The 17,868-nt window shown below is 59.4% G+C and carries 17 protein-coding genes; 12 read left to right on the forward strand and 5 right to left on the reverse strand.

What is annotated here, in order from left to right:
• Positions 1-4 precede the first annotated feature (4 nt).
• Both fkpB and ispH read left to right on the forward strand, forming a co-directional pair.
• Complete coding sequence (fkpB, locus tag AC3WP4_RS16855) at positions 5-442, forward strand: FKBP-type peptidyl-prolyl cis-trans isomerase (protein ID WP_173860468.1); 438 nt, start codon at positions 5-7, stop codon at positions 440-442.
• A gap of 117 nt (positions 443-559) precedes the next feature.
• Positions 560-1,507 (forward strand): 4-hydroxy-3-methylbut-2-enyl diphosphate reductase, encoded by a 948-nt coding sequence (gene ispH / locus AC3WP4_RS16860; RefSeq protein ID WP_007901894.1) that lies wholly within the window; start codon positions 560-562, stop codon positions 1,505-1,507.
• Here ispH and AC3WP4_RS16865 read toward each other — a convergent pair.
• Positions 1,476-2,033 (reverse strand): GspH/FimT family pseudopilin, encoded by a 558-nt coding sequence (locus AC3WP4_RS16865; protein WP_074871025.1) that lies wholly within the window; start codon positions 2,031-2,033, stop codon positions 1,476-1,478. The two genes, ispH and AC3WP4_RS16865, sit on opposite strands and share 32 nt — an antisense overlap.
• 131 nt (positions 2,034-2,164) lie before the next feature.
• On the opposite strand from AC3WP4_RS16865, the gene AC3WP4_RS16870 reads away from it, so the two are divergent.
• Genes AC3WP4_RS16870 through thiO form a run of 7 tightly spaced genes read left to right on the forward strand, consistent with a single transcriptional unit; the run spans position 2,165 to position 8,958 of the window.
• Positions 2,165-2,638 (forward strand): GspH/FimT family pseudopilin, encoded by a 474-nt coding sequence (locus AC3WP4_RS16870; RefSeq protein ID WP_102616152.1) that lies wholly within the window; start codon positions 2,165-2,167, stop codon positions 2,636-2,638.
• Positions 2,635-3,084 carry a type IV pilus modification protein PilV gene (pilV, locus tag AC3WP4_RS16875; RefSeq protein ID WP_074871020.1) on the forward strand — a complete coding sequence of 150 codons (450 nt, stop codon included), beginning with the start codon at positions 2,635-2,637 and terminating at the stop codon, positions 3,082-3,084. The genes AC3WP4_RS16870 and pilV overlap by 4 nt, the downstream gene beginning before the upstream one ends.
• Positions 3,081-3,794 (forward strand): PilW family protein, encoded by a 714-nt coding sequence (locus AC3WP4_RS16880; RefSeq protein ID WP_074871019.1) that lies wholly within the window; start codon positions 3,081-3,083, stop codon positions 3,792-3,794. Before pilV ends, AC3WP4_RS16880 begins: the two co-directional genes overlap by 4 nt.
• A gap of 11 nt (positions 3,795-3,805) precedes the next feature.
• Positions 3,806-4,285 (forward strand): pilus assembly PilX family protein, encoded by a 480-nt coding sequence (locus tag AC3WP4_RS16885; RefSeq protein ID WP_074871018.1) that lies wholly within the window; start codon positions 3,806-3,808, stop codon positions 4,283-4,285.
• Positions 4,272-7,391, forward strand: coding sequence for a pilus assembly protein (locus AC3WP4_RS16890; protein WP_102616153.1), 3,120 nt, complete (start codon positions 4,272-4,274; stop codon positions 7,389-7,391). Before AC3WP4_RS16885 ends, AC3WP4_RS16890 begins: the two co-directional genes overlap by 14 nt.
• Before the next feature lie 14 nt (positions 7,392-7,405).
• Positions 7,406-7,801 carry a type IV pilin protein gene (locus AC3WP4_RS16895; RefSeq protein WP_102616154.1) on the forward strand — a complete coding sequence of 132 codons (396 nt, stop codon included), beginning with the start codon at positions 7,406-7,408 and terminating at the stop codon, positions 7,799-7,801.
• A gap of 56 nt (positions 7,802-7,857) precedes the next feature.
• On the forward strand, positions 7,858-8,958 hold the full coding sequence (gene thiO, locus AC3WP4_RS16900; RefSeq protein ID WP_102616155.1) for a glycine oxidase ThiO: 1,101 nt from the start codon (positions 7,858-7,860) through the stop codon (positions 8,956-8,958).
• Positions 8,959-8,991: 33 nt separating this feature from the next.
• Here the strand turns inward: thiO and AC3WP4_RS16905 are convergent, their stop codons facing one another.
• From AC3WP4_RS16905 to AC3WP4_RS16920, 4 genes are all read right to left on the reverse strand, one after another.
• Entirely contained in the window at positions 8,992-10,332 is a 1,341-nt protein-coding gene (locus AC3WP4_RS16905) for a sigma-54-dependent transcriptional regulator (RefSeq protein ID WP_102616156.1), read from the reverse strand.
• A 2-nt stretch (positions 10,333-10,334) separates the two neighbouring features.
• Positions 10,335-11,924, reverse strand: a complete 1,590-nt coding sequence (locus AC3WP4_RS16910) for a sensor histidine kinase (RefSeq protein ID WP_074871008.1) — start codon at positions 11,922-11,924, stop codon at positions 10,335-10,337.
• Entirely contained in the window at positions 11,914-12,147 is a 234-nt protein-coding gene (locus AC3WP4_RS16915) for a PP0621 family protein (protein WP_074871005.1), read from the reverse strand. Before AC3WP4_RS16915 ends, AC3WP4_RS16910 begins: the two co-directional genes overlap by 11 nt.
• A gap of 122 nt (positions 12,148-12,269) precedes the next feature.
• Positions 12,270-13,292 (reverse strand): outer membrane protein assembly factor BamD, encoded by a 1,023-nt coding sequence (locus AC3WP4_RS16920; protein WP_074871002.1) that lies wholly within the window; start codon positions 13,290-13,292, stop codon positions 12,270-12,272.
• 151 nt (positions 13,293-13,443) lie between these two features.
• Here AC3WP4_RS16920 and rluD point away from each other — a divergent pair, with 151 nt between their 5' ends.
• The 3 genes from rluD to clpB all read left to right on the forward strand — a co-directional run bounded on the left by rluD (position 13,444) and on the right by clpB (position 17,822).
• Positions 13,444-14,406 (forward strand): 23S rRNA pseudouridine(1911/1915/1917) synthase RluD, encoded by a 963-nt coding sequence (gene rluD / locus AC3WP4_RS16925; RefSeq protein WP_007942311.1) that lies wholly within the window; start codon positions 13,444-13,446, stop codon positions 14,404-14,406.
• Complete coding sequence (pgeF, locus tag AC3WP4_RS16930; protein ID WP_102616157.1) at positions 14,403-15,128, forward strand: peptidoglycan editing factor PgeF; 726 nt, start codon at positions 14,403-14,405, stop codon at positions 15,126-15,128. The genes rluD and pgeF overlap by 4 nt, the downstream gene beginning before the upstream one ends.
• A gap of 129 nt (positions 15,129-15,257) precedes the next feature.
• Complete coding sequence (clpB, locus tag AC3WP4_RS16935; protein WP_074870998.1) at positions 15,258-17,822, forward strand: ATP-dependent chaperone ClpB; 2,565 nt, start codon at positions 15,258-15,260, stop codon at positions 17,820-17,822.
• Positions 17,823-17,868 lie beyond the last annotated feature (46 nt).

Below are 17,868 nucleotides of genomic sequence, written 5' to 3' on the forward strand. Positions count from 1 at the left end.
GGTATTGGCTGAGCAACGCATCCGCCAGAACACGGAAGTCACCTTGCACTTTGCACTGCGCCTGGAGAACGGCGACACGGTCGACAGCACCTTCGACAAAGCCCCGGCGACCTTCAAGGTCGGTGACGGCAACCTGTTGCCAGGTTTCGAAGCAGCGCTGTTCGGCTTCAAGGCTGGCGACAAGCGTACGCTGACGATTGCGCCGGAAAACGCTTTTGGCCAACCCAACCCGCAGAACGTACAGATCATCCCGCGCTCGCAGTTCAAGGACATGGAACTGTCGCCTGGCTTGCTGGTGATCTTTAACGATGCAGCCAATACTGAGTTGCCTGGTGTTGTGAAAGAGTTCGATGACGAGCAAGTGACCATCGACTTCAACCACCCGCTGGCCGGCAAGGCATTGACCTTTGACGTCGAGATCATCAACGTCAAATCGTTGTAACTTGTAGGAGCGAGCCTTTGTGGGGAGGGGATAAATCCCCTCACCACAAAGGCTCGCTCCCACATTAAGTTTTTCACTGTTTTCGCTATTTCTTGCGCGCAAGACACGAGGCACCGCATGCAAATCAAACTCGCCAACCCCCGTGGCTTCTGCGCTGGTGTGGACCGGGCGATCGAAATCGTCAATCGCGCCCTGGAAGTCTTCGGGCCGCCGATCTATGTGCGCCACGAAGTGGTCCACAACAAATTCGTCGTCGAAGACCTGCGTGCTCGCGGGGCAATTTTCGTCGAAGAACTGGATCAGGTGCCCGATGACGTGATCGTGATCTTCAGCGCCCACGGTGTTTCCCAGGCTGTGCGCACTGAAGCCGCTGGCCGTGGCCTGAAGGTGTTCGACGCCACGTGCCCGCTGGTGACCAAGGTACACATCGAAGTGGCACGCTACAGCCGCGATGGCCGTGAATGCATCCTCATCGGCCACGCCGGTCACCCGGAAGTCGAAGGCACCATGGGCCAATACGATGGCAGCAATGGCGGCGCGATCTATCTGGTCGAAGACGAAAAAGACGTCGCCGAATTGCAGGTGAATAACCCTGAAAGACTGGCGTTCGTGACCCAGACTACCCTGTCCATGGACGATACCAGTCGCGTGATCGACGCCTTGCGTACTCGGTTCCCGGCCATTGGCGGTCCGCGCAAGGACGACATCTGCTATGCCACGCAAAACCGTCAGGACGCGGTCAAGCAACTGGCCGACGAATGCGACGTGGTCCTGGTGGTCGGCAGCCCGAACAGCTCCAACTCCAATCGTTTGCGTGAACTCGCTGAACGCATGGCGACTCCCGCCTATCTGATTGATGGCGCCGAAGACCTGCAAAAGAGTTGGTTCGACGGTGTCGAGCGAATCGGCATCACCGCTGGCGCCTCCGCACCGGAAGTGCTGGTGCGTGGCGTGATCCAGCAGTTGCAGGCGTGGGGCGCTACCGGTGCCGATGAGCTGGCCGGTCGCGAGGAGAACATCACCTTCTCCATGCCTAAAGAGTTGCGCGTGCGCTCCCTGCTTTAACGTTTTTGCCCGCTGGACACAGCGCCTGCTCAGCCTTATGGCTGCGCAGGCTGACACGGCCGGTCGCAGCCAGCACCACCTGCAGCTGAGTGACCGGTTCGCCGGCGGCGCAAATGTGCAATGTCCCCGCTTGAAAGGCCCGGCCGGGCATCTGTGGCTCGCCATTACTGTTGAAGCGTATGTATCGCCTGACCGGCCAATTGCCGACAATCGGCACCCGAGTGCCACTCGCGCGCTCGACCAGCAGCGGATTGCTGTTGTCCTCCGCCCCTTTGCCACTGATATCCAGAATGATCCGCCAACCCTCACTCCAGTCACCGTTGATGGCGTGAATCACGACGCTCTGATTGCGAGTGATGGCAACGGTTCTGGCGTTGCGTATACCACTGATAAGCGACTCGGCCATCTGCTCGCGATAGTTCGATTCAGTCAGTGCAGCAAACGCCGGACTGACCAACAGCAGAACAATCCCGACAATTGTCAGTCCCATGAGCAGTTCGATCAGGCTGAAACCTCGCTGATGCATGTCATCTCCCTCCCTGGAGTGCTGCGGCCCGCGCGATCCCTGCGCGAGTAATGGCAAAACAACCGTACATCTGCCGGTCGAATGTTCTAGCGTGTAGAAGCAGGTATAGCCGACGGCAACGGAGGGCACCGATGGATCATCGTACAAAAGGTTTCACGCTGGTCGAGCTGCTGATCGCGCTCGCCGTGTTTCTGATCCTGATCACCTTGGCCGTGCCGGCGTTTACCCGCTCGGTGCAAAACACCAAGGCCGATACCGAGATCGGCGACCTGCAACGCGCGCTCAATTTCGCCCGGCTTGAGGCTATCGACCGGGGCGTTACCACCCGGGTTCGCCCGACAGCAGACGGCAGTGTCTGGGCCGGCGAGTTGACCGTTTATGACGGTACTGGCAATCCGGCCAATGTATTGCGGGTTGTTCCAGCAATGAGCAGCGGGGCGACTCTGACGCTAACCTCAGGAGTGACCGCAATTGATTTCAACAATCTGGGCGGTTTGTCGGCGCCGTCCACGGCGGTCGTGATCGGTTATGTACTGGGGGCGCAGAGCAGGACGCTGAATGTGTGTTTGAACGGACGAATTCTATTGGGTGGAAGTTGCGGATGAGGGGTTGGAGCAAGCGCGCACAGGAAGGCATGACGCTGATCGAGGTACTGGTCGCGTTGTTGGTGCTGGCCGTAGGGTTGTTGGGCGCGGCGGCGATTCAGCTCAATGCGCTGAAATACACTGACAGCTCGCGGATGACCAGCCAGGCGAGTTTCATCGCCTACGACATGATGGACCGCATTCGCGCCAACTCCGGCGCCGACTACACCGTCACGCCTCCGACCTCGGGCAACCTGAGCGTGGCCCGGGATCAGGACCTTTACGATTTCACCAGCAACATCGTCAATTTCGCCGGCGCCACGGCGACCGGCAGCATCACCCGCAACCAGCGGGTGTACACCATTACCATCACCTGGGACGACTCACGGGCCGCCAATACCGCCGATTCGCGCCGCAGTTTTGTCCTTACCAGTCGCGCCACCGTTGATCCGGCGACAACACCATGATCAGAGCCAGCAAAGGGTTCGGCCTGATCGAATTACTGATCGCCCTGGCGTTGAGTCTGGTTGTGGTGCTGGGTGTGGCGCAGATCTTTATCGCCGCTAAAAACACCTACGTCAGTCAGAGCACCGCCGCCGGCATGCAGGAAGATGCACGGTTCGTCCTGAGCAAAATGATTCAGGAAATCCGCATGGTCGGCATGTTCGGTTGCCTGGGCACGATTATCGACGCCAGCTCGGCCGGGAACTTCAACGCCAGTCAAATCACGCCGATCAGTTGGGACAATGCCAATCTTAAATTAACGCTGGTTACCGCCGATGTCGGCGGCAGTGGCGGGGTGCCAACCTGGACGGTGATTTCCGATTGCCGCAACACCGCAACGGCCTACACCGATGCACGAACGCCGACGTCTGGGCAGTTGGCATTTCCGATCCGGCGATTGGTCTACAGCTTCAACAACAACCAACTGCTGATGGGCTCCGGTGCCGGCACGCCGACGCAACAGGTGCTGGTGAACAATGTCAGGGCCTTCAATGTGAGCTTCGGCCTCGCCAGTTCGGCCACCGATTCGGCCGCCTCTACCTACAGCAGCAACCCATCCGATCCGGCAAGAATCCGCAGTGTGCGACTGACGCTGACGCTGACCGACCCCAACGACCGGGTACGCGAACAAACCTTCAACGTGGTTGCCGCCTTGCGCAACCGGTTGCCATGAGGGGAGGGCCGATGAGAAATGCTCCCATGACCCCTCACGCCCAGCGCGGCATGGCGCTGTTGGTCAGCCTGGTGTTTCTCCTGGTGCTGACGTTGATCGGGCTTTCATCAATGCAGAGCGCCACGTTGCAGGAAAAAATGGCCAGCAGTGTGATCCTGCGCAACCAGTCGTTCCAGGGCGCAGAAGCGGCATTGCGTGTCGGCGAAAGCGCGGTGCAACTGGATACCTATTCCTTGCCGGTTTGCAGCGGCACCATTCAATGTGCGCCGCCGGCCGAAGCGTCGGTCATAACCGTCGCCGGGTTCAACTCAACATCGGGGGTGGCCTGGATCGCCTCTGGTAGCGGCTTTTACGGGGTGCAGAACATCGGCACCACCCTGACTGCCGTGAACGTGCCGAGCAACACGTCGGCAACGCTGTACCGGGTGACCGCCGTGGGCATCGCGGGCAACTCGCGCAGTGTGGTGGAGAGTATCTATGCGAAGTACTGAGGCCCGCACAGGCTGGCGCCGTTGGTTGTTGCAGTTGTTCTGCGGCGCGGCGTCGAGCCTTTATCTGGCAGCGCCGACATATGCCTTCACACCCTCGGATTCGCCGCTGTTGAATGCCGCCGCCGTGGCCCCCAATGTGATGCTGTTACTCGATGACTCGGGGAGTATGAACAGCATTATCTGGGCGGCTGACTTCGACCCGACGATTGCGCGTCCTCAGGTGAGTATTTGCCTCTCGAATGGCTCCTGCTCGAAAGGGCGGGAACTTGATATGACCGACAGCAATATTTCCTTGTCGAGTTTGACTCGAGGAACCTGTTCGAAGGATTGGTACGGTTTTTATAGCAACAGTGTTATCGGTCAGGATTCGTTTTGCCTGAAGCTTCCCGATCCGGTGGGGGGGGAGGACACTCGCTATTCGGCGAAATACCTGTCGTATCTGGTAAGCCTTGCAAAGAATTCCGACCGGGATTTCACCGATGGCTCGATTCCCAATGATTACCGGATGAATGTGGCGCGCAACGTTTCCAAGACGTTGGTGGCCAGCAACCGCTCGCTGCGCATTGGTCTGGCGACGTTCAACCTGGCGGTCGGCAACCATAAGAATGACGGCGGTTACATCGTCCGTTCGATCAGCGATTTGGCGGCCGTCAGCGGCTCCGTGACCCAGGCTCAGGCCGATGAAAACTACAATGACTTGATCGCCGGAATCGATGAACTGAGCGCCCAGGCCAATACGCCCTTGGCTGAAGCCTATTACGAGATCACCCGTTATTTTCGTGGCATGACGCCGTACAACAACTCGAGGCCCACCACCTATACCAGCCCGGTTCAGTATCGCTGCCAGAGAAACTATGGGGTGGTGATCACCGATGGACTGCCCACCTACGACCGAACCTTTCCCCCTGACGATCCGCTGGCTGGGAGCCTCTTGCCGAACTGGGACGGGATCAGCAACAACGATGGCGCTAACCGCTTTGGCGACGACGAGGGCGATACCCTGTACCTGGATGACATCGCCAAGTTTGCCTTCGATATCGACATGCGCTCCACGGGAGTCGATGCCGCTGGCAAAAGCTGGGATGCCGCGGATTTTCCTCGGCAGAACATGAGTACCTACACCGTGGGGTTTGCCGCGGCAAACCAAATGCTGGCGGACGCCGCGACCTACGGGCAGGGCAAGTATTGTCAGGCGACTGATGACGCCGGGCTCAACAGTTCGCTGTCTTCAGCCCTCAGCGACATCACCTCCAAGGCGGGCTCTGGCGGCAGTGGTGTGGCCAACGGCACGACGTTGTCCAGCAATTCAAGTTACTTCCAGACCAGCTACGACCCCAAGGACTGGCGCGGCACCATCAAGTCTTTTGGCTTCACATCGGCTGGCGCGGTGAACACGGCCGCAGTGCTGTGGACGACCGATACCACCATCGTGCCCGGTGCTACCGCGCCGACCTACCAGTCCTGGAATACCGTGACCAACGCCGCTGTTAGCTTGGCCTACGGCAATTTTTCCTCGGCGCAGCAGACCTCTCTCAGCCAGGACCTGCCCACGGGTATCACCGGCAGCGATCTGGTGGAGTGGAGCAAAGGCACCAACAAAACCGGATTGAGAACGCGCAGTGTATTGCTCGGCGATATCATCAATTCACCTCTCGTGCTGGCCGGGCCCACAGACCAAACCGCATCCGATCTGGTGGGTGACACCACTTACAGCTCCTACCTCGCCATCAAAGCGGCCAACATGACCGCGAGTCTTGTGGTGAACGCCAACGACGGTTTTGTAAATGTCATCAACTCGACCAGCGGTGTCAGACGCTACGGTTATATGCCCTCCAGTGTGCTGCCAGCATTGCGCTACATCGCTGACCCCACTTACATCAATGGGGTGAGCCACAAATACCTGGTCGACGGTCAGGTCGGCGTGTTCGATACCCAACTCGACAGCGCCTGGAAAACCCTGGCGATTGGAGGAACAGGGGCGGGCGGCAAAACCTTTTATGCACTGCAACTGTTCGACGCATCGGCCGGTAACGTAACGAAAGCGTTGTGGGAGATCAGCGCGCCGGCCACAGCAAACACGGCGAACGTTTTCAATGATCTGGGTTATGCCTACGCGCGACCGGAAGTGGCACGCTTGGCCGACGGTCGATGGGCGGCATTCATTTCCAACGGTTATGGCAGCAACTCCGGGGTGGCAGCGCTGTATGTGGTGGATATCCGCGACGGCTCGCTGATCAAGAAAATCGTGGTCGACAGCACGGAAACCACCAATGGCCTGTCGTCGGTGAAGCTCAGGGTCAACTCGCAAAATGTGGTGCAGGCCGCCTATGGGGGCGATCTGAAAGGGCGATTGTGGAAGTTCGATTTGAGTGGCACTAGCTCCGACACCTGGGGCGTGGCGTTTTCCGGCAAGCCGTTTTTCACCACGGCAGGCGGCGCGACCCAACCGATTACTGCGCAACCGTTGCTGGCCGATCACGCATTGGGCGGCAAGGAAGTGTTTTTCGGTACCGGTAAATTCAATGAGGCGGCCGACAAGACCAACAAGGATCTACAGGCGTTCTACGCGGTGTGGGATGCGGAGGGTGGCGCGGGACAAGTCACCGCTTCCAGCTTGCAGGCGCAGGCGGTGACCGGCGTTTTTTCGGGCAGCACGGGGCAATTCATCACCACCAGCCAGAACGAAGTGACCTACCCGGCGAAGAAAGGCTGGTACTTGCCGCTGGTGTACAACAACGTGCTGACGGGAGAGCGGGTAATCAATCAGGCCAATCTGGTGGCCAGCCGGATCGTGTTCACCACGGCCAGCGTCGACACCACCGATCCTTGCGCCAGTTTCGGTACCGGCAAACTGGTCGAGCTCGATGCATTCAGCGGTAAGATGCTCAATTACGCGGTGCTCGACAGCAATGGCGACGGGTTGGTCGACATCAAGGATTCGATCTCCAGCGGAGTGATTTTCACCGGTGGTATTCCGACGCTGAACGCGATCGTCAACAATGCGACCCGCAAGATTGTGAACGACTCCAGCGGTGGCATCAGCTCCCTGGTGGAAAAGCCCGGCAGCGGCGGCAGCCGTCGCATCATGTGGCGACAAATACAGTAAGTGAGAGTTGAGGCATGCGCAGATCCAACCGAGGTTTTACCCTGATCGAAATCATGATCGTGATTGCGATCATCGGGATCGTCATCACCATTGGCTACCCGAGCCTCACCGAGTATGTGAACAAGGGCCGCCGTACTGAAGTCGCCGGCCTGCTCTCCGAACAAGCGCAGATCCTTGAACGCCACTATTCGAAGACTAATGTCTACACCAATGCCACCGGCCTGAGCACCGGTAATGACTTCTACACCATCACCCCGACCCTGACCGATCAGACCTTCCTGCTGACGGCGGTGCGCAAGCCCGGCAAGGCCATGGCCGCTGACAAGTGCGGTGATTTCACCCTCACCAACACTGGCGTCAGAAGCATGGTCAATGCGACGGCCACGACCAAGGATTGCTGGGGGCGCTGAGTTCCTTTTCCGGGTGCCTTTTGTACCCTCTGTCTATTTAACGGTTGGATCAGAACATGACCAGGCAACAGCAAGTGGTGATTGTCGGCGGCGGCGTGATTGGCCTGCTGACGGCGTTCAATCTCGCATCCGAAGTGCAGAGCGTTGTGCTGCTGGATCGCTCGAACGTCGGTCAGGAGTCGTCCTGGGCGGGTGGCGGCATCGTTTCTCCGCTCTACCCGTGGCGCTACAGCCCGGCGGTCACCGCGTTGGCGCATTGGTCCCAGGATTTTTATCCACAGCTGGGTGAGCGACTGTTTGCCGCCACCGGTGTCGATCCCGAGGTGCATACCACCGGGTTGTACTGGCTGGACCTGGATGACGAGGCCGAGGCGCTGGCCTGGGCCGAGCGGGAAAACCGTCCGTTACGGGCTGTGGATATCTCGGCGGCTCACGACGCGGTGCCGGTATTGGGGAGCGGTTTTTCCCGGGCGATCTACATGGCCGATGTGGCCAATGTTCGCAACCCGCGGCTGGTGAAGTCCCTCAAGGCTGCGTTGCTGGCGCTGCCGAACGTGACGATTCATGAGCAGTGTGAAGTCAGCGGATTTATCCGTGAAGGCGCTACGGTGGTCGGGGTGCAGACCTCGGCGGGAGCGATTCATGGTGATCAGGTGGTGCTGGCTGCGGGCGCCTGGAGCGGTGATTTACTCAAGAGCCTGGATCTGGAGCTGCCGGTCGAACCGGTGAAAGGGCAGATAATTCTCTACAAATGCGCAGCGGATTTCCTGCCGAGCATGGTTCTGGCCAAGGGACGTTATGCGATTCCTCGGCGCGACGGGCACATTCTGATCGGCAGTACGCTGGAGCATGAAGGCTTCGACAAAACGCCGACCGAATCTGCCCTGGAGAGCCTGAAGGCATCGGCGGTGGAGTTGATTCCTGCACTGGCGGATGCCGAGGTCGTCGGTCATTGGGCCGGGTTGCGCCCGGGCTCGCCGGAGGGCATTCCTTACATCGGTCGGGTGCCGGGGTTCGAAGGGCTTTGGCTGAATTGCGGGCATTACCGTAATGGCTTGGTGCTGGCGCCTGCGTCGTGTCAGTTGTTTGCGGATGTGATGCTGGGGCGTGAGCCGATCATTGATCCGGCGCCGTATGCACCGATCGGGCGGATTTAGTCGCGGGATTTTTCGGCGCCTGTCAGGTCGCCTTCAATCCAACCCGAATTTTTTGAGCCTGTAACGCATCGACCGGAATGAAAGATTCAACCGCTGAGCCGCCGCCGTGCGGTTCCAGCGGGTTTCTTCCAGGGCCTGGAGGATAAGGTTGCGTTCGATGTTTTCCAGGTAGTCTTCCAGATTGTCGATCTGCGTCAGGTCCGGCACACCGCCTTCCGGGTTGCAGTTGCCTTCGGCCAGTCGCAGGTCGCTGGCTTCAATTTGTTTGTTTTCGCACAACGTGTGCGCCCGTTCGAGCACGTTCTCCAGTTCCCGCACATTGCCGGGGAAACGATAGCTTTTCAGCGCGTCGAGGGCTTGGGGGTGGAGTTTTGCGGCGGGTTGGCCGGTGCTGATGGCCAGGCGTTTGAGCACATGGCTGGCAAGGGATTCAATGTCGTCACGGCGTTCGCGCAAGGACGGCACTCGTAGTTCGATCACGTTCAATCGGTAGTACAAATCCTGGCGAAAGCGTTCGGCGGCGACTTCGGCGTCGAGGTCTTTGTGAGTGGCGCACAGGATACGCACATCGACCACGGTTTCCTGTTGCTCACCGACACCGCGAACGGCTTTTTCCTGTATGGCCCGTAGCAGTTTGACCTGCATCGCCAGCGGCAAATCAGCCACTTCGTCGAGGAACAGGGTGCCGCCATGGGCCGCCTGGAACAGTCCGGGTTTGTCTTCGATGGCGCCGCTGAAGCTGCCTTTGCGATGCCCGAAAAACTCGCTCTCCATCAATTCCGACGGAATCGCCCCGCAATTGACCGGGATAAACGGTCGGCTGGCGCGCGGCCCTTGCTCATGGATCAGTCGCGCGACCAGTTCCTTGCCGCTGCCGGATTCGCCACTGATGTACACCGGCGCCTGGCTGCGGGCCAGTTTATCGATGTGTTTGCGCAAGGCGCGCATGGGCGGTGAATCACCCAGCAGCCGGCGATCTATGGCGATGCCGGTGACGCCCGGCGCAGGCAACCGAAGCGCGCTACTGACCAGTTCCCGCAAGCGAGTGAGGTCCACCGGTTTGGTCAGGAAATCAAAGGCACCGGCCTTGAGGGCGTTGATCGCCGTTTCCAGGCTGCCATAAGCGGTGATCATTGCCACCGGTACGTTTGGGTGGCGTTGCTGAATGTGTTGCACCAGCTCAAGGCCGGTGCCGTCCGGCAAACGCATGTCGGTGAGGCACAAGTCGAACGTCTCTCGCGACAGCAGGGCCTGGGCTTCGCCGAGGTTGCGGGCACTGAACGTGTCGAGTTTCATCCGTCCCAGGGTGATTTCCAGCAATTCGCGGATATCCGGCTCGTCATCGACGATCAGGACTTTTTGCCGTGGGCTCATGTTCAACCTTGTTTCCGTCCGTGAGCGAAAGTGATGCGAAAGCAGCCGCCGTCTTGGCGTGGTTTGAAGTCTAGGCGGGCCTGATTGCTTTCGCACAGCTCACGGGACAGATAAAGCCCCAGGCCGGTGCCTTGGGTGCTGGTGGTGAAGAACGGTTCAAACAAGTGCACCTGATGCTCCGGTGCCACGCCGGGGCCATCGTCCAGGATCTCGAGGACCGGCAGCTGGCTGTCCGGGTCGACGAACAGCTCGAGCCAAGCCTGTGCCTGATCGTGATTCAAGGCGCTATGGCGCCAGGCATTGCGCAACAGATTGTCGAGAATCTGAGTCAACTGGTCTGGATCCATCAGGGTTTTGAAGTCTCCTGAGCCGATGCGCAGGTGAATCTGCTGATGCTCGGTCGCTCTGGCGCGGGTTTCGTTGACGAACTGTTCCAGCCACGGCTTCAGATCAAGCCGCTGCGCTACGGTTTGCTGGCGGCGGGACAGTTGCAGGACGTTTTCGATTACCCGATTCATTCGCTGAGAGTGGTCTTGAATAATCTGGGTCAGACGTCGATCCGCGCTGTTCAGTTCCTCTGATTCCTGCAATAGCTGCGCGGCATGACTAACGGCGCCCAGTGGATTGCGGATTTCATGGGCGATACCGGCGGTCAGGCGACCAAGGGCGGCGAGTTTCAACTGCTGGGCTTGTTGAGCGATTTGCGCGAGGTCTTCGAGAAAGACCAGGGTCTGGTGGTGCGGGCTTTGGTCCAGGGCAATGAAGCTCGGTTGCAGCTCCAGACCACTGCTGGCGACTTTCAGGCTCTGGGGACGCAGCGTTGGATTGTTGAGCCACAGTTGCAGGCGTTCGACCAGGCTGGGCAAGTAGTCGTCGATCAGTTGGCCTGCAAGATTTTCCCTGCCTAACAGGTTCAAGGCGCTGTGGTTGGCCAGTTGAACGCGCCGCTTGTCGTCGAGAACCAGGATGCCGGTACGCATGCGTTGCAGGATCAGGGCGTTGAGGGCTTCGAGACTGACGACTTCGCTGGCCCGTTGTTCGGCGAGGGTTTCGCTGACCTCCAGGCGTCGGATCAGCCCTTGCACCAGCAATGCCGCAGCAAAACACAAGGCGCCGAGCGTGCCGACTTGCAAGTAATCGTTGGGGGTGGCGGGATGGCTGAAACTGAGGAGGAAGCTCAGCCCGACAATGCCGAGCGCGCCAACGGCGGCAATCAGCAGCCCGATGCGCCCTCGCAACAAGGTGTTGCTGATGGCGACCGATACGATCAGCAAGTTGCCGATGGCGCTGGCCACACCGCCGGCGGCGTAGAACAGACCGCACAGCAGCAGGACGTCGGTCAGCGCCAGGCTGAACAGTTGCGCCGGGCGCCGGGTGTTCCCGAGGAATACCACCAGCAGGATGTTCAGCACCAGGTAAAACCAGCTGCCACTGCGCAGCAGGTCGTCATTGCTGAACGTCAGCAACTGGTTGTCCATGTTGCTGGCGATCAACAGCACCAGGGTGATGCCGATGCTCAAACGGTAGAGGTGATAGAGGCGCAGCAGTCGCTGGGCCTGTTTGCTGCCGGGACTGGAGGTCTCAGCGATCACTGGAGCCCGGGCCTTGCTCAAGATGAGCCTGGCTGCAATACCACTGTTGTTGAAGGCTCAGCGCGCGGTCGCGTGGCAGGTGTACGCCGCAATGGGCACAGCGGACCATGGGCGCCGCTTCCAGCTCGGCAGATGACTTGGGCACGGAAGCCTGGCCCTTGAACTTGCGCCATAACCATACCGCAGCGGCAATCAGGGCGATCCAGAACAGTAAACGAAGCATGATGAGCTGCTATTCGACGAGTGATGAACCAGTTTAGCCAAGGACATGACCAGCGCACAGCGTAATCATCGAGTCCATAAAAAAGGAGCCTCGAAAGGCTCCTTTTCGTACCGCCCGATGTGTCAGTCAAACACGCCGAAGGTCATGTAGCTGAACCACGAGCGATCGCTGTTATTGGCTTCGGACTCGTGTTCCTCTTCTTCGATCACGTCGCCGTTTTCATCTCTAGGCTTGAGCTCGTTCGGAATCGAGTCCTTGGCGTCCTGGAACTGTCTCTGCACGTCCTGGTTGGCGCGGGTTTCGCCCGGCGGCAGCGGTGGACGGGACTCGATCAGGCCCAGGGTCGCCTTGCTCAACCACGAGCGGTTGTCGGCTTCGGCCACCGAAGGCTGGAACTGACCGTCGACCAGGCTTGGATGGTTCGGGTAGTTGAGCTTCAGGGTTTCGAGGCTGGTGGCAGCCAGGTCATCCAGGTGCAGACGCTGGTAGGCCTCTGTCATCACCGCCAGGCCGTCACCGACCGAAGGGGTTTCCTGGAAGTTTTCCACCACGTAGCGACCACGGTTCGCGGCGGCGACATAGGCCTGACGGGTCAGGTAGTAGTCGGCAACGTGAATCTCGTAGGCTGCCAGCAGGTTGCGCAGGTAGATCATGCGCTGCTTGGCGTCAGGCGAGTAGCGGCTGTTGGGGAAGCGGCTGGTCAGCTGGGCGAACTCGTTGTAGGAGTCGCGGGCAGCGCCCGGGTCACGCTTGGTCATGTCCAGCGGCAGGAAGCGCGACAACAGGCCGACGTCCTGGTCGAAGGAAGTCAGACCCTTGAGGTAATACGCGTAATCCACGTTCGGGTGCTGCGGGTGCAGGCGAATGAAGCGCTCGGCGGCGGACTTCGCTGCTTCAGGCTCGGTGTTCTTGTAGTTGGCGTAGATGAGCTCGAGTTGAGCCTGATCGGCGTAGCGACCGAACGGATAACGCGACTCCAGCGCCTTCAGCTTGGCTGTGGCGGCGGTGTAGCTATTGTTGTCCAGATCGTGCTGAGCCTGCTGGTACAGCTCGACCTCGCTCAGGTTTTCGTCTACGACTTCCTTCGATGAGCAAGCAGCGGTCAATGCGAGGATGGCGATCAGCAGCAGGTGTTTCACTTGCATGGCGGCTTGCGTCCCTATGACGGCCGCTGTCTTGGGCGAGGCCGTCCTGTTATGATGAGCGCCCCGTTGAATAGCCTCGGGGCAAAAGACGCCGTATTTAACCACAAGCGCGCAGCCGAAACCAAAGGCTGTGCCGACGCCTAGTCTGAGCATGTCCGATAAAATTGAACTTCGCGCAGAGGTGCCGTCCGAATTGGGCGGCCAACGCCTCGATCAAGTCGCCGCACAATTATTCGCTGAGCACTCGCGCTCGCGCCTTTCCGCCTGGATCAAAGACGGCCGCCTGACTGTGGATGGGGCGGTTATCCGCCCGCGAGACATTGTTCACGGTGGTGCCATTCTTGAACTCACTGCCGAGCAGGAAGCTCAGGGCGAATGGATCGCTCAAGACATCGAGCTGGACATCGTCTATGAAGACGACGACATCCTGGTGATCAACAAACCCGCGGGCCTGGTGGTGCATCCTGCCGCCGGTCACGCTGATGGCACCTTGCTCAACGCCTTGCTGCACCACGTGCCGGACATCATCAATGTGCCCCGCGCCGGTATCGTGCATCGCCTGGACAAGGACACCACCGGTCTGATGGTGGTGGCCAAGACCATCCAGGCGCAGACACAGCTTGTCACGCAACTGCAGAGCCGCAGCGTAAGCCGGATCTACGAGTGCATCGTGATCGGCGTGGTGACTGCCGGCGGCAAGATCAACGCGCCAATCGGTCGTCACGGTCAGCAACGCCAGCGCATGGCCGTGATGGAAGGTGGCAAGCAGGCCGTCAGTCATTACCGCGTGCTCGAGCGTTTCCGCTCCCACACGCACGTGCGGGTGAAGCTGGAAACCGGTCGTACGCACCAGATTCGTGTGCACATGGCCCATATCAACTATCCGTTGGTCGGAGATCCTGCCTACGGCGGTCGTTTCCGCATTCCGCCGGCAGCCAGTGTGACCATGGTCGAATCGTTGAAGGCGTTCCCGCGTCAGGCACTGCATGCGCGGTTCCTGGAACTGGATCACCCGACCACCGGTAAACGCATGAGCTGGGAATCGCCACTGCCGGATGATTTCGTCTGGTTGCTGACGCTGCTCAAGCAAGACCGCGAGGCGTTCATCGGATGAGTGACTGGCTGATTCCCGACTGGCCTGCGCCTGCCGGGGTGAAAGCCTGTGTTACCACCCGTGCGGGCGGCGTCAGTCTGGCGCCGTTCGACAGCCTCAATCTCGGCGATCACGTCGATGACAGCCCCGAAGCTGTTGCCGAAAACCGCCGTCGCCTCACCGATCATTTCTCTATTCAACCGGCCTGGTTAAATCAGGTTCACGGCATTACCGTGGCCCACGCAGACCCAAGCCTTACGGCCACTGCCGATGCCAGCTGGACGGCAACGCCCGGTATTGCCTGCACGGCAATGACCGCGGATTGCCTGCCGGCGCTGTTCTGTGACCGTGTCGGTACTCGCGTAGCGGCGGCTCATGCCGGATGGCGCGGGTTGGCGGCGGGTGTGCTGGAAGCAACCCTCGACAGCCTGGCCGTGCCGCCAGAAGAAGTGCTGGTCTGGCTCGGCCCCGCCATCGGTCCGCAAGCCTTTGAAGTCGGCCCGGAAGTGCGCGAAACCTTCGTCGAACAATTGTCCGAAGCCGCCAAAGCCTTTGTGCCGAGTCAAAATGCTGGCAAATTCATGGCCGACATCTATGAGCTGGCGCGTTTGCGCCTGGCCACTCGCGGGGTTACCGCTGTTTATGGCGGCGGTTTCTGCACCGTGACCGATCCTCGCTTCTTTTCCTACCGCCGCAGCCCGCGCACCGGTCGGTTTGCCTCCTTGGTCTGGCTCGAACGCTAGACTTCTCTGATCTACATCAACATCGCGACGCTTGAATCTCCCAGAATCGACCACATCTAAGTGATATCTGGCAGGTTTCTTCATTCAGGATGTTTCATAGGTCCGGCCTGCTCAAAAGGAAGGTGACCCATGCGTATAGACCGTTTAACCAGCAAGTTGCAGTTAGCCTTGTCCGACGCCCAATCCCTGGCCGTCGGCCTCGATCATCCGGGCATTGAACCGGCGCACTTGATGCAAGCCATGCTTGAACAGCAGGGTGGTTCGATCAAACCCCTGTTGATGCAGGTTGGCTTCGACGTCAACAGCCTGCGTAAAGAGCTGACCAAAGAGCTCGATCAACTACCAAAAATCCAGAACCCGACCGGCGACGTCAACATGTCGCAGGATCTGGCGCGTCTGCTCAACCAGGCCGACCGCCTGGCCCAGCAGAAGGGCGACCAGTTCATCTCCAGCGAGTTGGTGTTGCTCGCCGCCATGGACGAGAACAGCAAGCTTGGCAAATTGTTGCTTGGTCAGGGCGTCAGCAAGAAAGCCCTGGAAAACGCGATCACCAACCTGCGTGGTGGTGAGGCCGTCAATGACGCCAACCATGAAGAATCGCGCCAGGCGCTGGATAAATACACCGTCGACCTGACCAAGCGTGCCGAAGAAGGCAAGCTCGATCCGGTGATCGGCCGTGACGACGAAATTCGCCGGACCATTCAAGTCCTGCAACGCCGCACCAAGAACAACCCGGTGCTGATCGGTGAGCCTGGCGTGGGTAAAACCGCCATCGCCGAAGGCCTGGCCCAGCGCATCATCAACGGCGAAGTGCCAGATGGACTCAAGGGCAAGCGCCTGCTGTCCCTGGACATGGGGTCGCTGATTGCCGGTGCCAAGTACCGTGGCGAGTTCGAAGAACGCCTCAAATCCCTGCTCAACGAACTGTCGAAGCAGGAAGGGCAGATCATTCTGTTCATCGACGAACTGCACACCATGGTCGGCGCCGGTAAAGGCGAAGGCTCGATGGACGCGGGCAATATGCTCAAGCCAGCGTTGGCCCGTGGTGAGCTGCACTGCGTCGGCGCGACCACACTCAACGAGTACCGCCAATATATAGAGAAGGATGCGGCCCTCGAGCGGCGCTTCCAGAAAGTCTTGGTGGATGAGCCGAGTGAAGAAGACACCATCGCGATTCTGCGTGGCCTGAAAGAGCGTTATGAGGTTCACCATAAGGTGGCGATTACCGACGGCGCAATCATCGCTGCGGCCAAGCTCAGTCACCGCTACATCACCGATCGTCAGCTGCCGGACAAAGCCATCGACCTGATCGACGAAGCGGCCAGCCGCATCCGCATGGAGATCGACTCCAAGCCGGAAGTACTGGATCGTCTGGAGCGTCGGCTGATTCAGCTGAAGGTGGAATCCCAGGCGCTGAAGAAAGAAAGCGACGACGCGGCGAAGAAACGCCTGGAAAAACTCCAGGAAGAGATCGTCCGTCACGAACGTGAGTACTCGGACCTGGAGGAAATCTGGAACGCGGAAAAAGCCGAAGTCCAGGGTTCTGCGCAGATCCAGCAGAAAATCGAACAGTCCCGTCAGGAACTGGAAGCTGCCCGCCGCAAAGGCGATCTGAACCGCATGGCGGAGTTGCAGTACGGGATCATCCCGGACCTGGAGCGCAGCCTGCAAATGGTCGACCAACATGGCAAAACTGAAAACCAGTTACTGCGCAGCAAAGTGACTGAAGAAGAGATCGCCGAAGTCGTGTCGAAGTGGACCGGTATTCCGGTGTCGAAAATGCTCGAAGGCGAGCGCGAAAAACTGATGAAGATGGAAAGCCTGTTGCACCAACGTGTGATCGGCCAGGACGAAGCGGTAATTGCCGTTTCCAATGCGGTGCGGCGCTCCCGCGCCGGTTTGTCCGACCCGAATCGCCCGAGCGGTTCGTTCATGTTCCTCGGCCCGACCGGTGTCGGTAAAACCGAGCTGTGCAAGGCACTGGCCGAGTTCCTCTTTGATACGGAAGAGGCGATGGTGCGGATCGACATGTCCGAGTTCATGGAGAAACATTCCGTGGCTCGCCTGATCGGGGCGCCACCAGGCTACGTAGGCTATGAAGAGGGCGGATACCTGACCGAGGCGGTGCGTCGCAAGCCTTATTCGGTGATCCTCCTGGATGAGGTCGAGAAGGCCCACCCGGACGTTTTCAACATCTTGCTGCAAGTGCTGGAGGATGGCCGGCTGACCGACAGTCATGGCCGCACGGTGGATTTCAAAAATACCGTGATTGTAATGACCTCCAACCTCGGTTCGGTGCAGATCCAGGAGTTGGTCGGTGATCGTGAGGCTCAGCGTGCGGCAGTGATGGACGCAATTTCCACGCACTTCCGGCCGGAGTTCATCAACCGGGTCGATGAAGTGGTGATCTTCGAGCCGCTGGCTCGGGATCAGATCGCGGGCATTACCGAGATCCAGTTGGGCCGTCTGCGCAGTCGCCTGACCGAGCGCGAGTTGAAGCTTGATCTGAGCCCTGAGGCCATGGATAAGCTGATCGCGGTGGGTTACGACCCGGTTTACGGCGCACGGCCGCTCAAACGAGCCATTCAGCGCTGGATCGAGAACCCGCTGGCGCAGCTGATTCTGTCCGGTCGTTTCATGCCAGGCGACACCGCAACAGGCACTGTGGAAAACGACGAAATCGTTTTCGTCTGACTCTAAACGGCAGTGCAATGGATAAGGCCTCGCATTGCGAGGCCTT

Source organism: Pseudomonas sp. FW305-20 (genome assembly GCF_058788075.1).

What these genes read in the sequence shown, in the direction of transcription:
- pilV (WP_074871020.1), top strand. Translation starts at nt 2,635, where the DNA reads ATGAGGGGTTGGAGCAAGCGCGCACAGGAAGGCATGACGCTGATCGAG.
- rluD (WP_007942311.1), top strand. Translation starts at nt 13,444, where the DNA reads ATGTCCGATAAAATTGAACTTCGCGCAGAGGTGCCGTCCGAATTGGGC.
- AC3WP4_RS16920 (WP_074871002.1), bottom strand. Translation starts at nt 13,292, where the DNA reads ATGCAAGTGAAACACCTGCTGCTGATCGCCATCCTCGCATTGACCGCT.
- clpB (WP_074870998.1), top strand. Translation starts at nt 15,258, where the DNA reads ATGCGTATAGACCGTTTAACCAGCAAGTTGCAGTTAGCCTTGTCCGAC.
- AC3WP4_RS16885 (WP_074871018.1), top strand. Translation starts at nt 3,806, where the DNA reads ATGAGAAATGCTCCCATGACCCCTCACGCCCAGCGCGGCATGGCGCTG.
- thiO (WP_102616155.1), top strand. Translation starts at nt 7,858, where the DNA reads ATGACCAGGCAACAGCAAGTGGTGATTGTCGGCGGCGGCGTGATTGGC.
- AC3WP4_RS16865 (WP_074871025.1), bottom strand. Translation starts at nt 2,033, where the DNA reads ATGCATCAGCGAGGTTTCAGCCTGATCGAACTGCTCATGGGACTGACA.
- AC3WP4_RS16895 (WP_102616154.1), top strand. Translation starts at nt 7,406, where the DNA reads ATGCGCAGATCCAACCGAGGTTTTACCCTGATCGAAATCATGATCGTG.
- ispH (WP_007901894.1), top strand. Translation starts at nt 560, where the DNA reads ATGCAAATCAAACTCGCCAACCCCCGTGGCTTCTGCGCTGGTGTGGAC.
- AC3WP4_RS16870 (WP_102616152.1), top strand. Translation starts at nt 2,165, where the DNA reads ATGGATCATCGTACAAAAGGTTTCACGCTGGTCGAGCTGCTGATCGCG.
- AC3WP4_RS16890 (WP_102616153.1), top strand. Translation starts at nt 4,272, where the DNA reads ATGCGAAGTACTGAGGCCCGCACAGGCTGGCGCCGTTGGTTGTTGCAG.
- AC3WP4_RS16880 (WP_074871019.1), top strand. Translation starts at nt 3,081, where the DNA reads ATGATCAGAGCCAGCAAAGGGTTCGGCCTGATCGAATTACTGATCGCC.
- AC3WP4_RS16915 (WP_074871005.1), bottom strand. Translation starts at nt 12,147, where the DNA reads ATGCTTCGTTTACTGTTCTGGATCGCCCTGATTGCCGCTGCGGTATGG.
- pgeF (WP_102616157.1), top strand. Translation starts at nt 14,403, where the DNA reads ATGAGTGACTGGCTGATTCCCGACTGGCCTGCGCCTGCCGGGGTGAAA.
- AC3WP4_RS16905 (WP_102616156.1), bottom strand. Translation starts at nt 10,332, where the DNA reads ATGAGCCCACGGCAAAAAGTCCTGATCGTCGATGACGAGCCGGATATC.